Genomic DNA, 698 nt, shown 5'->3' with positions numbered 1-698 from the left:
GCGAGCGGTATCAGCTCACTCAAAGGCGGTAATACGGTTATCCACAGAATCAGGGGATAACGCAGGAAAGAACATGTGAGCAAAAGGCCAGCAAAAGGCCAGGAACCGTAAAAAGGCCGCGTTGCTGGCGTTTTTCCATAGGCTCCGCCCCCCTGACGAGCATCACAAAAATCGACGCTCAAGTCAGAGGTGGCGAAACCCGACAGGACTATAAAGATACCAGGCGTTTCCCCCTGGAAGCTCCCTCGTGCGCTCTCCTGTTCCGACCCTGCCGCTTACCGGATACCTGTCCGCCTTTCTCCCTTCGGGAAGCGTGGCGCTTTCTCATAGCTCACGCTGTAGGTATCTCAGTTCGGTGTAGGTCGTTCGCTCCAAGCTGGGCTGTGTGCACGAACCCCCCGTTCAGCCCGACCGCTGCGCCTTATCCGGTAACTATCGTCTTGAGTCCAACCCGGTAAGACACGACTTATCGCCACTGGCAGCAGCCACTGGTAACAGGATTAGCAGAGCGAGGTATGTAGGCGGTGCTACAGAGTTCTTGAAGTGGTGGCCTAACTACGGCTACACTAGAAGAACAGTATTTGGTATCTGCGCTCTGCTGAAGCCAGTTACCTTCGGAAAAAGAGTTGGTAGCTCTTGATCCGGCAAACAAACCACCGCTGGTAGCGGTGGTTTTTTTGTTTGCAAGCAGCAGATTA

Annotated in this window: 1 protein-coding gene; it reads right to left on the bottom strand. The window is 54.2% G+C overall.

All coding sequences use genetic code 11. The annotated features are described in order from the left end of the window. Positions 1 to 466: 466 nt before the first annotated feature. Positions 467 to 698, bottom strand: a 232-nt coding sequence (locus I8U23_RS13515) for a hypothetical protein (protein WP_151153143.1), incomplete at its 5' end; no start/stop codon positions are given.

This window comes from Thermoactinomyces sp. CICC 10735 (assembly GCF_016055175.1).
GTDB lineage: Bacteria > Bacillota > Bacilli > Thermoactinomycetales > Thermoactinomycetaceae > Thermoactinomyces > Thermoactinomyces vulgaris.
The sequence above is the reverse complement of the archived record's forward strand: the minus strand, read 5'-3'. Positions and strand labels throughout refer to the sequence as shown.